Origin of the sequence: Streptomyces sp. P9(2023), assembly GCF_032436795.1 — a bacterium.
In the GTDB taxonomy this organism is placed as follows: domain Bacteria; phylum Actinomycetota; class Actinomycetes; order Streptomycetales; family Streptomycetaceae; genus Streptomyces.
Genome location: NZ_JAUPWM010000434.1, coordinates 1 through 276, shown reverse-complemented (window position 1 = coordinate 276; position 276 = coordinate 1). Strand labels below are relative to the sequence as shown.

Sequence of the window (276 nt, the reverse complement as noted above, 5' to 3'; positions counted from 1 at the left end):
AACTCCTCCGTGCCACTGTCGTCATGGGTGCGTACCACGATGGGCAAGGTAGGGACGGTGTCGTGCACGTAGCGAAGTGTCTGTAAGGTGGCAGTGCGGTCATCATGACTGATGATCAACAGGTTCGAGCGGCTCAGGCCGATACTCTCCAGCTCGGTGGGGTCCGATGCATCGCCGTAGAAAACCGGATGTCCTGCCAAGCGAGCCTCTTTGAGGATGGTCGGGTCCATGTCCAGTGCCACGAAATCGATCGACTCGCTCTCCAGGAACCGGCTG

At 59.1% G+C, this 276-nt stretch carries 1 protein-coding gene; it reads right to left on the bottom strand.

The genetic code is table 11. The annotated features are described in order from the left end of the window. Positions 1-276: NAD-binding protein (locus Q5762_RS38245; RefSeq protein WP_315896921.1), on the bottom strand; the 276-nt coding region annotated here is incomplete at both ends.